Origin of the sequence: Caproiciproducens puteiluti (genome assembly GCF_052442865.1) — a bacterium.
In the GTDB taxonomy this organism is placed as follows: Bacteria; Bacillota; Clostridia; order Oscillospirales; family Acutalibacteraceae; genus Caproiciproducens.
Genome location: NZ_CP194790.1, coordinates 3,641,526 through 3,654,843, shown reverse-complemented (window position 1 = coordinate 3,654,843; position 13,318 = coordinate 3,641,526). Strand labels below are relative to the sequence as shown.

16 protein-coding genes are annotated in these 13,318 nt (G+C 51.0%); 3 read left to right on the top strand and 13 right to left on the bottom strand.

What is annotated here, in order from left to right; genetic code table 11:
* Nucleotides 1–21: 21 nt before the first annotated feature.
* The 6 genes from ACRQU7_RS17660 to ACRQU7_RS17635 form a co-directional block, all read right to left on the bottom strand.
* Nucleotides 22–1,812: a VirD4-like conjugal transfer protein, CD1115 family gene (locus ACRQU7_RS17660; RefSeq protein WP_444642309.1), complete on the bottom strand. Its 1,791-nt coding sequence runs from the start codon at nucleotides 1,810–1,812 to the stop codon at nucleotides 22–24.
* On the bottom strand, nucleotides 1,809–2,300 hold the full coding sequence (locus ACRQU7_RS17655) for a PcfB family protein (protein WP_444642307.1): 492 nt from the start codon (nucleotides 2,298–2,300) through the stop codon (nucleotides 1,809–1,811). Before ACRQU7_RS17655 ends, ACRQU7_RS17660 begins: the two co-directional genes overlap by 4 nt.
* Before the next feature lie 15 nt (nucleotides 2,301–2,315).
* A complete protein-coding gene (locus ACRQU7_RS17650) occupies nucleotides 2,316–2,549 on the bottom strand; it encodes a hypothetical protein (protein ID WP_444642305.1) in 234 nt (77 codons plus the stop codon).
* Nucleotide 2,550: 1 nt separating this feature from the next.
* Nucleotides 2,551–2,916 carry a DUF7768 domain-containing protein gene (locus ACRQU7_RS17645; RefSeq protein WP_444642303.1) on the bottom strand — a complete coding sequence of 122 codons (366 nt, stop codon included), beginning with the start codon at nucleotides 2,914–2,916 and terminating at the stop codon, nucleotides 2,551–2,553.
* A gap of 59 nt (nucleotides 2,917–2,975) precedes the next feature.
* A complete protein-coding gene (locus ACRQU7_RS17640; protein WP_444642301.1) occupies nucleotides 2,976–3,857 on the bottom strand; it encodes a DUF6017 domain-containing protein in 882 nt (293 codons plus the stop codon).
* A gap of 88 nt (nucleotides 3,858–3,945) precedes the next feature.
* Nucleotides 3,946–4,740, bottom strand: a complete 795-nt coding sequence (locus ACRQU7_RS17635) for an amidohydrolase family protein (RefSeq protein WP_444642299.1) — start codon at nucleotides 4,738–4,740, stop codon at nucleotides 3,946–3,948.
* A gap of 118 nt (nucleotides 4,741–4,858) precedes the next feature.
* Between ACRQU7_RS17635 and ACRQU7_RS17630 the strand changes: the two genes are divergently transcribed.
* Nucleotides 4,859–5,209: a winged helix-turn-helix transcriptional regulator gene (locus ACRQU7_RS17630; protein ID WP_444642297.1), complete on the top strand. Its 351-nt coding sequence runs from the start codon at nucleotides 4,859–4,861 to the stop codon at nucleotides 5,207–5,209.
* Here ACRQU7_RS17630 and ACRQU7_RS17625 read toward each other — a convergent pair.
* The 7 genes from ACRQU7_RS17625 to ACRQU7_RS17595 form a co-directional block, all read right to left on the bottom strand.
* The gene (locus ACRQU7_RS17625) at nucleotides 5,206–7,068 is read right to left on the bottom strand and encodes a DUF5057 domain-containing protein (RefSeq protein ID WP_444642295.1); all 1,863 of its coding nucleotides are present in this window, start codon (nucleotides 7,066–7,068) and stop codon (nucleotides 5,206–5,208) included. The genes ACRQU7_RS17630 and ACRQU7_RS17625 overlap by 4 nt on opposite strands.
* Nucleotides 7,069–7,134: 66 nt before the next feature.
* Complete coding sequence (locus tag ACRQU7_RS17620) at nucleotides 7,135–7,725, bottom strand: hypothetical protein (RefSeq protein WP_444642293.1); 591 nt, start codon at nucleotides 7,723–7,725, stop codon at nucleotides 7,135–7,137.
* Nucleotides 7,726–7,773: 48 nt separating this feature from the next.
* Complete coding sequence (locus ACRQU7_RS17615; RefSeq protein WP_444642291.1) at nucleotides 7,774–8,361, bottom strand: hypothetical protein; 588 nt, start codon at nucleotides 8,359–8,361, stop codon at nucleotides 7,774–7,776.
* Nucleotides 8,362–8,427: 66 nt separating this feature from the next.
* Nucleotides 8,428–9,366, bottom strand: a complete 939-nt coding sequence (locus ACRQU7_RS17610; protein ID WP_444642289.1) for a ParB/RepB/Spo0J family partition protein — start codon at nucleotides 9,364–9,366, stop codon at nucleotides 8,428–8,430.
* Nucleotides 9,323–10,141: a ParA family protein gene (locus ACRQU7_RS17605; protein WP_444642287.1), complete on the bottom strand. Its 819-nt coding sequence runs from the start codon at nucleotides 10,139–10,141 to the stop codon at nucleotides 9,323–9,325. The genes ACRQU7_RS17610 and ACRQU7_RS17605 overlap by 44 nt, the downstream gene beginning before the upstream one ends.
* A 529-nt stretch (nucleotides 10,142–10,670) precedes the next feature.
* Nucleotides 10,671–10,841 carry a hypothetical protein gene (locus ACRQU7_RS17600; protein ID WP_156103922.1) on the bottom strand — a complete coding sequence of 57 codons (171 nt, stop codon included), beginning with the start codon at nucleotides 10,839–10,841 and terminating at the stop codon, nucleotides 10,671–10,673.
* Nucleotides 10,842–10,973: 132 nt separating this feature from the next.
* A complete protein-coding gene (locus ACRQU7_RS17595) occupies nucleotides 10,974–11,255 on the bottom strand; it encodes a YciI family protein (protein ID WP_038326036.1) in 282 nt (93 codons plus the stop codon).
* A gap of 773 nt (nucleotides 11,256–12,028) precedes the next feature.
* Between ACRQU7_RS17595 and ACRQU7_RS17590 the strand changes: the two genes are divergently transcribed.
* Nucleotides 12,029–12,310, top strand: coding sequence for a zinc-ribbon domain containing protein (locus ACRQU7_RS17590; RefSeq protein ID WP_081928409.1), 282 nt, complete (start codon nucleotides 12,029–12,031; stop codon nucleotides 12,308–12,310).
* A 647-nt stretch (nucleotides 12,311–12,957) separates the two neighbouring features.
* Nucleotides 12,958–13,242: a hypothetical protein gene (locus tag ACRQU7_RS17585; protein ID WP_444642284.1), complete on the top strand. Its 285-nt coding sequence runs from the start codon at nucleotides 12,958–12,960 to the stop codon at nucleotides 13,240–13,242.
* Nucleotides 13,243–13,318: the final 76 nt, after the last annotated feature.

Genomic DNA, 13,318 nt, shown 5'->3' with positions numbered 1-13,318 from the left:
TTTGATTATTCTTGCCTCCTTTTATTCTGCGGCTTTCGGTTCCCCGGAGAGGTCAACGGAATACGTGTTGAACACATCGTCCGGTTTCGGTTTTAATTTGGTGGACAGAAACTTCTCGATATGGAAAGCGTTGCGGGGATCATAGTCGGACAGGTATTTGTAATTCGGATGCTTTGTGATATCGTACTTGTCCGAAAGGAAAGGGCGAACGCCGCGAAGCTGGAGGATGCACTTGCCGCCGTCGAGGACGGACAACTCATCGACCGAAGCTAAATCTTTCCCCAATTTTTGATAATTGAGGCTGTGGGAAACCTCACGGCCTCGACTTTCGCCGGTGTTGTAGGTGTCGATTGTCTCTTTCCCAAGCGATTCGGTCAGTTCCTTTAAGGTCGTGCGTTCCTTGCCGCCGAGGAAGATGGCGCTGTCGCAGTTGCCGATGATCGTATCGGCGTTGTCTTTGTACAGAGCCTTGAGCTGACTCTGCGCCTGCAAAACAAGGCAGGCCGAGATTTCGCGGCTGCGGATGGTGGCAATCAGCTTTTCAAACTTGGGAATCTGCCCGATGTTGGCAAACTCGTCGAGCAGGCACCGGACATGGACAGGCAAGCGCCCGCCGTACACGTCGTCAGCCTTTTCACACAGCAGGTTGAAAAGCTGCGTGTAGGCCATCGAAACTAAAAAATTAAAGGTGTCATCGGTGTCTGAGATGATGATGAACAGGGCGGTCTTGCGGTCGCCCAGCGTGTCCAACTCCAATTCGTCGTAGGCCGTCAGATCCCGAAGCTCCTGAATGTCGAACGGGGCCATTCTTGCGCCGCAGGAAATAAGAATCGATTTTGCTGTTTTGCCCGCCGCCAGCTTATATTTCTTATACTGCCGGACGGCGAAGTGATTTGGTTTTTCCTTTTCCAGCGCCTCGAACATGAGATCCACGGGATTTTTGAATTCCTCATCATCCTCTCGAACCTCCGAAGCGTTGATGAATTCAATGAGTGTAGCGAAATTCTGTTCTTCGACCGGGGCCTCATAGTGGATGTAGCCGATGAGCGCCGTATAAAGGAGTGTCTCGGCTTTTACCCAAAAATCGTCTCCTTCCTTGCCTTCGCCCTTGGTGTTGGTAATAAGCGCCGTGACCAGCTTCAAAATGTCTTTCTCTGAATGAATGTAAGCGAAGGGATTGTAGTGCATCGACTTTTTGAAATTGATGGTGTTGAGAATTTTGATGCGGTAACCCCTGCGCCGCAGGAGGTTCCCGCACTCCACGACAATGCTGCCCTTCGGGTCCGTGACCACGAAGCTCGTCGGATAATCCTTGGAATCGCACTGCATCAGGTTCGGCTTTATGAAAAATCGCGTTTTGCCGGAACCGGAGCCACCGACAACCAGCACGTTTTTGTTCCGGGACGTTTTGGGGTCCTTCGGACGGCTGTTCATGGTGAGCCGCTCCGTCTGCGTGAGAATGACGTTGTTTTCAAAAACGGGGTCAATATAGGGTTTAATATCCTCGGCCTTGCCCCAGCGGGCCGAGCCGTATTCCACGTTTTTGCGGAATTTCTTGGCGTTCCGGCCTTTGACGTAAACCGCCAGTCGGAGTGCGGCGGCGAGAAGGACACCCACGCCGAGGTCGGCCGGATAAAAGCTCGGCAGCGGAGAGGAAAACGCGGCGGTAAGACCATCCATCAGGTGCAGGAGTTTCCCCGAAGCGTCCGCGCCTGCGGCCAGCCGCCACGCCTGTCCGAATTTGGTGGCGAGCAGAGCGACGAACAGGTACGGAAGGTTCATCAGAAGCAGCTTTTTTGTTTTCTCTCTCATCGCGCCCGCTCCTGTTCCTTATGTCTCACCCGGTCAACGGTATTTGCCTTGATCAGATCTTTGAACTGCCGGAGCCGTGAGAGGACGGAGGGCTTTTTCTCCCGGTTCACTGTTTTCGCTGTAAATTCGGTGAAAGCGGCGGTGAGCGCGTCCGCGTCCCTTGCCTTGAAAAAGACAAGATATTTGGGCGGCGACACGCTGCGGTCCTTTTTGACGGCGTAATCCACGCCATATTTCCGCGCCACGCGGTCAAAAGAGCGGATGTTGCTGTCGGTGATTTCCATGTTGGACACGCCCGCATTCTGCCCGACGAGCTGTTTCACCGTCTGTCTGCCATGGGCAACCACGGGACCGGCGCGGGCCTTTGCGTTTTTCTTCTCCTTTCGGTGGGCCAGATATTTGGCAATTGCCGCCTTGAGCACCCGGCCCGTGAGCTTCGCGCTACTGATGATGAGCGTCACGGAGCGGTTTTCTATTTCTTCCTGCAAACAAAACACCTCCTGTCATGGCGAAACCGCCCCGTCACCGTTCATCGTGAGAGGGCGGCTTTTTCCTTGCCGGGGCCGGGTTCCGGTCATTTTTCTGTTCCTCACTCTCTTTTTAAGGAACGGGGTGAGGACGGTTTCTTTGCTGTCCATGTACATTTCCTCGGTTTTCTGCTGCGCCTGCTGGAGCTTTGCGATAGCGTCGGTCACGTCATTGAACAGCGAGTGATACATTTTCTGATAATCCGGCACGTTATCTCCGCTCCTTTTCCGCGCCTTTTTCCCGGCCCTGTCCCTTGACAGTAAGAATGCCATCCAGCGTGGTGGCGGTGATGTGTAACCGTTCCGCCGTGGCAATATCGTTTTTTACAGTTTCGTCCACGTTTCTGCCGCAGACCACCAGCACATGGGCGCGGCGCAGAAAATTGCAGGCGATGTCCGTGCCGTCCTTGTGCTCCTGCGGAATGGCGTCGTTGAGGAAAAGCGGCAGGAACAGAACCGGGCAGATGGGTGAAAAGCCCGCGTCGTAGACCTTGCGGCAATATTGCGCCGCGTCCTCGGTGTTTTCGATTTCGTTTCCACTCCACGGGGCGGTGATGTATGCAAGGGGACGTTTCATGGTAAAAATTACTCCTTTCCAATTTTTTGTCGGGTATGAAAACAGCCCGCGCGGGACGTTTACCGTCCGGGCGGGCCGCTTCCGTACATGTCGTGATTGACCAGCGCCGAGTAGTAGCTGCTGATGGTGGTCGGTGCTTGATACAGCGCGGTCAGAATGTAGTTTCGGATATTGCGGACGTCGGTGGTGTTTTTGTCCAGGCACTCAAGCACATATTCGATGTGGCTGTCGTCGAGCTTTAAAAGCCTGCTTTTCACCGCTTCGGCGGGCATGTCCTCACTGGCGATCCGGATTTCCTTTTTCCGGCTGCACACGGTGTCGAGCAGGATGCCCACGATTTCATCCAGACGCTCCGGGTCGCACCGCTGACGCAGGACGTCGTAGGAAATATTCTTCTTGATGATTTCGCGGTAGGCATCCGTCGCATCCATCGAATCAGCCGGGGTACCGGTCTCCGGCTTTTGATCTGCCGGATTGGATTGATAAGGATTTACTCCATACATATTTGATATTTTAGGGATATTAGTTCCCTTAGTATTTAATTGCGCGGGATTTTCCGTATCCGGTTTTTCCATATCCGGGTTATCCAGATACGGCTTTTCCGTATCTGGTGAATCCGTATCCGGGAAAGGCGTACCCGGCGGCTTACGCGGCTGCTCATAGATGGTGTATTCAGTGTCTGTGATGCGCCCGTCTTTGCCGCGAAGCTGACGGCGCTCCATATAGCCCGCGTTTTCCAGTTCCTTGAGCGTCTTTCCGATGGCGTCCACACCTTCCCGGCAGATGGAGGCAAGGCCCCGCGTGGTGTAATCCCAATCGTCCGGAAGGGAGAGCATCATGGACAGCAGCCCTTTCGCTTTCAGGGACAAGGCCCTGTTTTTCAGGTGATGGTTGCTCATAACCGTGTAATCCCGCGTCCGTTCAACACGAAAAACAGCCATTTTATTTCACTCCCTTCAAATTGAAAATAGACATAAGAAAGGCCGTCCTTCACACGGACGGCCTTCGCTTTGATGAATGATTTTTTATTTACAGTTTCAGCAAATCGGCGATATTTCCTCCCAAAACCCTTTCCGTGATTTCTTTACTTGGACTCAGATATTCCACCGTCTGTCTGGAAAGGGCGGGATCGCCGTAGGGTGTATCGGAACTGAATAACGTGCGTTCCGGCAATTCCTCCATGGCAAAGCGCGGTGCGACTGCTGTAAAAGCAGCAGACAGGTCAAGGTAGATATTCGAGTGCTCTTTTGCAAGATGGATCGCATCCAGCCAGTTGACGCCGCCCATATGGCCGAAAATCACCGGCACGTTCGGAAACTGGCTGCACTGCGCCGCAATTTCCATGATATCCTCTCTTGTGACGGGATGAAACGTATGGAGCCAGAGCGGCAGGCGCACATATTGGGAGGCGGCTTTAAAAATCGGGGGCAGGAGTTTGACCGTGCCGCCTGCCGGAGAGATTTCCCCGATTCCTTTCAGACCATTACCTACGATATTTTCTTCTATCCACGCCGCTGTTTCTCCGTCGGTCAGGGAAAACGGCACCATGCCGAATCCGTAAAACCTGTCGGGATGGGTTTTCAGAACCCCACACAGTTCCGCAATCGTCCGCTTGACGCCGCGACAGCGTTCCTCTTTGGTAAAATGGCCGGCAAGAACCGTATTGAGTACCTGAAACTCCTGCTCAAATTCTGCGAGGTTTCGTGCTTTCTCCGGGTGCGGGGTCGTGGTAAACAAAACGGTTTTCTCTACTCCGGCGTCGTTCATCCCTTTAAGTTGCTTTTCCGTGGACAGCATAACGTGTTCGTGACTGTCGATAATCATATGAAAAACCTTCTTTCCGCCTCGATTGTAACACGCCAGACATAAGCGCATAAGTACGCACCTTATTGAAACGGGGTATCCTTTATGATACGATGGAAAAAGAAAAGCAGGTGGTAACATGGCAAAGTTGCAGAATATAGATGAAAAGTGCCCGATGGAGATCGGGATAAACATGATTACAGGAAAATGGAAAATCCCGATTCTCTGGCACTTGCTTCGGGGAAAAAGCCGTTTCAACGAATTGCAGCGGTCACTTTCGCCTATCACGCAGAAAACGCTGACACAGCAGCTCCGGGAAATGGAGCGCGACGGGCTGATCCGGCGGCACGTTTACGCCGAGGTACCCCCGCGGGTGGAATACAGCTTGACCCCATTGGGCGAGAGCATCCTCCCGATTTTCGACGTGCTTTGCGAATGGGGCAAGGAATATCAAAAGCAATATTCGAACAGAAAACCGGATGCAGACTAATCGTTAATATCAAAATTCAACGTCAGCTCATGGGACACGTTCGTTACCTTTACCCATGCCAGACCGAATTTGGCGGTAAGCGCCAGATTCCCCGACGCTCCGTTTGCACCGAGCGTTCCCAAAGGGATTTCCGACGCGAGGTTGCCCGTATAAACAGGCGTTTCCCGGTCAACCGCCGTCCAGCCCGAACCGGATGTTTTGCTGATTCCCACGCCGAGCGCGATTCCGCTTCCGGTCTGCGCCGCCGTCAGGCTGTTCCAATCCGAATAGGACGTGGGGGCGGCGTCACCGATACCGGAGGTCGCTTTTAGGCCCGCGACAGAAACCCGGACGGGGAAAGTAGAATTATTGGTAATCGGAATGTCCGGCGCGGTGAACGGGGTATTGCTGTTTGGGTCGATGGAATAGCCGATACTGACCGGATGCGTCACGGAAACGAGTTCATCCGTATGGTAGTGGGTGACAGCCGAAATATTTCCTGCTTTGTCCACGGCGGCAATATGAATGTAAAAGCCGTTGCCGGACGGGCGCGGAAAAGTATAACTGTTTGCTGTGGTCGTAATGCTCCCGTCCGGGACGGTATCCGGTTTGTTGTCCACCACGATGGAGTAACCTTTCATCCCGGTTTTTAGTGATGTCGATATAACCGGAGAATCGTATTTCACGCCGTCGTTCTGTCCGGTGGCCTCCACATAGTATTGATAGCCGGTCGCATTGTCCTGCGAGGAATAGTTGACGGTGTACTGCGTTCGGTCGGGATTGTGCGTAATACCGGAAATGGCCGGTCTATCCGGCGCGTCCAGATCCTGCCCTTTGTGATCGTTCCAGCTTGTATCGGTCGTAATCTGCGCAAGGTAAAACAGGGTGTTAGCCGTAACGCGCTGCTCGTCCGGTGTCGCCTCGCCGTTGGAATGGCCAGTTTGAATCATGGCGCAGTTCGACCAGCTTGTCAGATAAAACGTGTTGGTGCCCTGTCCGCCGGAGCCGGTTGCTTCCGCGCTGCCGTTATAGGTATAGGGCGGCTGATAGGTCATCCACACATCCCCGAAAGCAAGCTGATTGGAATGGGACATTGGGACGTTCAAAACCGTGCCCACGTCCCCGATTTTCCATGGGTAGTTGGTGAGCAGGCCCTTCTTGGAAACCTTGATTTGCGAGCTGCCGAGCACCGTATAATGCGGGATGGTCTGAATATCGCAGTAATGGGCCAGCTTGAAGAAATTCGGCATGGAAATACCGTCGTTGTCCACCATCGTGTCATGCCCGAACAGGACACCGCGCCCGGTTTTGATAAAGGCATCGGTTTTACTCTCTGCCGCAGCGGATAAATCCTGACTGGCGAAAGCATCCCACGCGCCGAAGTACAGCACGTCGTATTTGTAGCTGCCGTCCGCGTTTTTCAGGTAAGCGTCCGGGTTGGCATTGAAATCGGAAATCGACACGGTGTCCACGGAAATGAGGCCCTTGCCGTAACCCTTGGAATCGTATTCGTTAGGCGTTTCCATCCACATTTTAAGGGATGCCGATTTCGGCAGGGTGTAACTTTTGCCTTGCCATGTCGTAAAGGAAACGGTCGGCGTGACAACAGGATAGATGTTCAGAACCTTCGCGCTGTCTTTGGCGGGGATGCTCTGAAAGGTCGATTCATGCGCAGATTTGGAATAGAGCATGTAGCTGTACGGCTGACTTTTGTCGCTGTTCGTCCAGTTCAGCGCCACATAGTTTCCCGACGGGTTCGGCGTCGCGGTCAACGTCAGCACCGACACGGCGGAGGCCGCGAACGCGGGTGAAGCGCCGGACAGCAGAACCCCGGCGGCAAGCAGCGGGACGAGAAAAAGCCGCCTGAATAAATGTCTCAAATAGAAATCCCCCTTTCAGCGTGGAAGGTTGGCCGGGAAAATCCCGGCCAATTCCCACTCATGTCTTTATGCAAGCTGGAACTGGAAAACAAGCTGATGGTTGGCCGTGTACGCCCCGTCGAACGCGAGACCGTAGTCTGCCGTCAGGGACAGCGCACCGGAAGTGCTCGGATTCAGCATTCCGATCTGCATAGGCGAATCATTGACCGCCCAATGGGTGGAAGTGCTGTACCCGCTGTTCCAGCCGGAATTGCCTTTCGCCGCAATGCCGAGAGCAATGTACTTTTTAGAATCCGCGAGGTTGAGGGAACGCCACGCTTTTGCGGACGGGTCAACGTCGGTGAAGGTAAGCGTTCCGCCCGACGCGGCTTTCAGGGATTCCACCGTAGCGATCACCGCAACCTTGGTGTTGTTGGTCACTTTAATGTCGGGCGCGGTGAAGGTTTCGGCGTCCGGGCTGATGGCGTAGGCCACGTTGATCGGGTGGGTAACGGAGATGGTCAGCGGCGAAATGGAGCCGTTGATCGTCACGTTGCCCGTAATGCTGCCCGTGCCGGTGTCGGTTTTGTCGGCGGCGAATGCCGGGACTGCCGCCGTCACGCCGAGCACGGCAAAGGTGACGATGCCCGCGAGGACCTTTCTGAGTTTGCTTTTCATTGAGAAGCCTCCTTGTGAATTTTTATATCAACCGGACCATCCGGCTGATTACGAAACGGAAAGACGGATTTTGTAGTCGGCCATGCCGAGGTAAGCCTTGGTTGCTTTGTTATAATACTTGATTGCTGCGGTCACGCTGTAGTTTCCAGATGAAACCGGCTGGGAAAGAGTAAGGCCGTCGATGTGCTGACCCGGATAGATCGGCTCGGATTTTGCCACTACTTCGCCGTTCAGCGTGATTTCGCATTGCATAATGACGGTATTGGAAGCCGGATTTTCCACTTCCCATGTTCCGGCACTGCCTTTCGCCCCGCTGGAAAAGGACGCCTGCGCGCTTACCCTGTCGGTGACGGTGACTTCTTGCTTTTGAAGCCGGGACAGGATTTCCTGCCGGGACGGGGTGCTGCCGCTTCCTGACTCCGCGCTCCCGGTATCGTCCAGAGACGGAGCAGACGATGATGGAACGGAACTGGAAGGCGGCGGGTTCGGGCAGGGATGCTGATTTCCGCAACTATGCAAAAGTAGCAGCAGGAGAAGCAGCAACAGCAAAAGAATCGCAAGAATGTACGACCATTTGCGCTTTCGCTTTTTATCCTCCTTTTTACCTTTGCTTTCGTTGATTTTTTCAGTTGTCATGCGGTTTCCTCCTTTATCAATACATGAAAAAAGGCGCTCCTTTCGGAACGCCTGAAACGACGGTTGTTACCTTTCCTGATCCCGCTGCCGCTTTTTCTGCCATCCGTCCAGAAGCCGGATGATGACCTGTTCCATCTGCTGCGGGGTATACGACTTGGGAAAATATTTCTGGAGCTTATCCGCCTTGATGGTCAGGTCGTTTTTCTCCGGCTTCTTTTCCTCAGACATGATGGCAAGCATGCTGTCCTCGTTCAGATGACCCTCCTGACTGAAATTCTTCAGCCGCTGGGCCTGTGAGAGCGAGGGGGTGGCCTGTTCGCTTTCGATGGTGTCGAGCAAAAGCGTCTGTTCCTCCGGCTTGAGGTACGACAGCTCCACGGCGGGAGTCATGGCGATTTTCTTATCATCTACCATCTGCTGAAGCTGCGGCGTCAGCTCATTCAGCCGGATAAACCGCTGGATTTGCGTGGAACTGTCCGGTGAATTTTCAGCCAAGAGATCACGGGAAGTCTTACCCTGAAAATTCTGTCCCACTTGGACAGAATTTTCTTTGGACGGTCTGCCAGCCTGACGCCGTATGGCGTCCAGCTTCATTTTGTATGCTTTCGCCCGCTCGCTCGGCAGGATATTTTCACGCTGAATATTGCTGTCAACCATGATAATGGTCGCGGCGTCATCGTCCAGATCGCGGACAATGACCGGCATGGTGGGAAGCCCCGCCAGCTCGCAGGCGTGTTTGCGCCGATGGCCGGAAATAAGCTCATAGCCGCCGTCAGTGCGGGGCCGGACAATGGCGGGAACCAACACGCCGTATTCCTTGATGCTTTCCACGGTTTCTTTCATGGCATCATCGTCCCGCACCTGAAACGGATGGTCGGGGAACGAATGCAGCTCCGAAAGCGGCATATCCGTGACCTTTTCCCGCTTGGCATCCTCACGGGTTTCTTCCGTGGAGAAAATATCATCGTAGCTGTTCAGACTTATGTTTTTGGCGCTGCTTTTCAATCTTTAACACCTCCTTCGTCAGCTCACGATATGCCTCGGCAACCTTGCCCTTCGGGTCGTGGGCGAAAATGCTCCTGCCCTCCGCGCTGATTTCGGCGGCACGGACGGAGTGAGGTATCTCCACATCAAACACTTTCAGCTTTGAGCCGTAGGTATCCCGTAGCAGGGCGCTAATCTCTTTGGCGTAGTTGGTACGGCTGTCCACCATCGTCAGCAGAATGCCGTCGATTTTGAGCTTCGGATTGATCTGCCGCCGTACCTTGTTGATTGTCTGCAAAAGCTGTTCGAGGCCCTTTACCGGAAGATACTGCGCCTGAACGGGAACGAGAACGCTGTCGGCTGCGGCCAACGCGTTGACGGTGAGCATTCCCAGCGAAGGCATACAGTCCAGAAGTACATAGTCGTATTGGCGCTTCACGCCGTCCAGATACTGTTTCAGGATTTTTTCACGGCTCATGGCGTTGACGAGCGATACCTCCATGCCGGAAAGCTCGATGTTAGCGGGCATCAGATCGACGCCCTCATTGTGATGCAAAAGTCCCTCACCGGGGCCGATGGGTTCTTCGTTCAGTACCTTGCCCATGATCGTCGCCAGCGTCACGGACAGTTGATCGGGCTGTGGATTTCCTAAACTGATGGTCAGAGAACCCTGCGGGTCGCTGTCCACCAGAAGTACCTTCTTTCCTTCCTGCGCCAGCCCGATGCCGAGATTGGCGCAAGTCGTAGTCTTGCCGACGCCGCCCTTTTGGTTGGCGACGGCAATTACATTGGTCATTTGACTTTTCACCTCCCGCTGAAATAGAAAAAGGACGTTCCATAAGCAGGAACGTCCTTAAAATATGATGATCTTATTCGATTTTTAGGGGTAAATACTGCTTCTTAACTGCCCGTAAGCCCTTGATATTACTGACTTTTTTGAATAAATGCCGTAAGAACACTCGCACCAACAAATCCGAAATTTTTTGTCATCGGAAAGAGTTTCGGAATAGCATTTAAAATGCCTGGCGGTTGATCTGCCAGGCATAGTCTTTATATAAACAATGGAGGCGATCTCATGACCCGCGAAATAATGATGCTCTTAATGGTCATTTCCGCTGCACTGCTCACTATCGGCCTGTCCCGTATCGTGATATTGTTATCCCACCGGGTCCGTAAACCTGAATCGGCCTGTATGATAAGTGCGTTACTCGGGGGTAGTTTTGGCGATTATCCTGGTGATTCTGGCGTACTGGGTGCTTCCGGCGATAAGCAGGACGATGATGCCAGGCATCGGGGCGGCGGTGGCGGTGGCGGTGTAGTACCGTCTATTTCTTCCACTTCCAGGCCATATACTGCTCCATCAGATCATGAATAGGTAGATTATTTTCTTTCGCCCACTCTATCATAAGTTTGCGCAGTTTCGGAAAGCCACTTCCAAATGGGTCAACAATTTCCTGTATTCGTTTATCATAGCGTTTCCAATCTTCTGCAGTCACGTCATCACCACCTTGTCAATATTCTATATAGATATTATACTACACAATTCGACAAAGTGTAATTAGGGAATAAAAAAAGCCCACCGGTTAATCCAATGGGCCTAAGTTTTATTTATTGTGATCTTTGATCTTTTAAATCAGATAATTATTATCCTTATTCGCGACTTCTAAAGTGCGTAGTTCAAATGTCTTGTATCCCTCAGAAATAAATGGATCAGATTCTGCAATTTTTTTCGCTTCCTCGAAACTGTCTGCAACCAATATCTCAATCCCTCCTGCATAGTCTGTGAATGGACCACAAAGATAAAGTTTTCCATTCTGCTCAAGAGATCGCAGATGATTAACATGCTTTTGCACTATTTCTAAATTCAGATTCCTTCTGTTCTCCATTAGCATGACATAAAGATATTTCATTACTTTCACCACATCTTTGTTTAGTTTCTTGAATTGAGAATATCTAATGCTATACCGTTTGTCAATATGTTATGTGGTATATAATAAAAAATCCCCCGTCAACCAATAGGCCAGCGGGGGATACTTCTTTATCATTTTTGTTATTAAGAGCAGGTTAATATATCTTATGGTGCAAACGCTATATCGGTGTTACTCTGTCTTTTCGCTACCAGACAGTGCCGTATTCTGCTTGACCTCCGCTGCCTGATCTGTTCCGGTCTGTGCAACTTCAGCTGGCGTGCTATCCACCGTACCGATAACCGGCGCGCTGCACTGTGTGATCGTTGCCGCCTCGGCGCTTGCTGCGTCCACAAGGCCTTCACCAACGATGTACGCTACGACTGTTGCACCGGCCATGATGATCGCCGTTGCCTGCGTGGTCTGTGCCTCCGCACCGCCGGAGTAGCCGAGAAAAGTGCCGTAATCAATGGATCGGTGCGGAGCTGGCGGAGGCGAGAGGGGAAATCTTGTTCATCCATCGTTTTACTCCTTGATTTCTGGCAGATTGTTAATCCAGTGCGATTCTTGCGGCATTGTCCTTCTGCGGTCTAAGTACAAAGCAATCGAGAACTTTGCTGCCGTCTGAAACCTTGTAGACGTTGTATTTGACTTTTAGCCCATCGCTTTCACTCCTTTGAATGATTTTATTTGACATTTTTTCTAAATTGATTTATACTTAATTTCAATGCTTACCTCGTTAAGCATATATTTAGAAATTGAGGTATACTACTTACATGTACGAAGACAAAACTTTAATTTGCAGAGACTGCGGGGCCGAATTCGAATTTACTGCGAGTGAACAAGAATTTTATGCATCCAAAGGTTTTACAAATGAACCCCAAAGATGCAAATCCTGTCGTGATGCACGTAAAAATTCCAGAGGGAATTCAAATGGTGGCGATCGAGAGATGTTTGAAGCCACTTGTGCATCTTGTGGAAAAACTTGCAAAGTCCCTTTTAAACCTCGTGATGATCGTCCTGTGTATTGCAGCGATTGCTTTGCAAACAGAAGATAACACATAAACTGGGTTTTGAGTGCGCTTCGAAAGAGGCGCATTTTTTATTTCCGGTTCTTGCTTTACGGTGGGAGGCGCTTGACTTTTTATTTATAAAGAAATTTTGCATCGCTCGCACGTCCCAGCTTCAACCTCTTTGGAATAACCGGCCAGTTTCACGCGAATGTCACAGGTGTTCCGATATATCTGTTCCCAGCGCTGGTTGTCCGTGAATCGGGCGAGCAGCGCTTTTTTTTCGATCTGCGCCTACTCACGGTCGATCTTCCCGGCGTGGTACGCTATGTTCAGGCACCGAAACGACTGGAATAGAAGCTGTTCAGGTTGGGTCAGGCCTGCCAGCAGGGGATCACCGTTTCCCGAAATGAAGGGCCATATTATCAAGGTTGATTACGCCAAAACTAACAATCTGTCACACAAAAAGACTTTTTATGGGTTTGTGGATCAGAGCTGTAACAGAGCAGGATCGAAACAGTTGCTTGACAGATGCCGAAAACCTTTGTTTTATGCGGGTTCCCGAGTTTGTCGTTATAAACACTCGCACCTTAAAGAAAACCTGTCGAAAAAGCTGAAATTGCTTTTGCGATAGGTTTTTGTTATAATCAGGCTATGAACAGTATTTATATTAGTGGAGGTCAAAAATTTTAGAGATGGAAGATTATACCGGTAAAAAAATTGCTGCAACTCATATCCCATTGATCATTAATCCTGATTCGGGTTTTTTGTATTTTGATGAAAAAGGTATTGTTTTTACAACTACTTTGGGTGATTCAACAATAAAAATAGATTATTGCGATATGAGAGAAGTTCTTAGGAAAAGAGCACTATTTGGTATAATTTCTTGTTTTTGTATACTAACAAATCATGGCGAAAAATATAAATTCATTGTTTTTAAACGTGCGGCTGTTGTAGAGTTTTTGAAAAGCAAAATATAAACAAAATATTTCAGACATAGGTTATCAGTATTTTTCTGAGGTAATTAATAATCGCCTACAAAATAATCATTTTCTT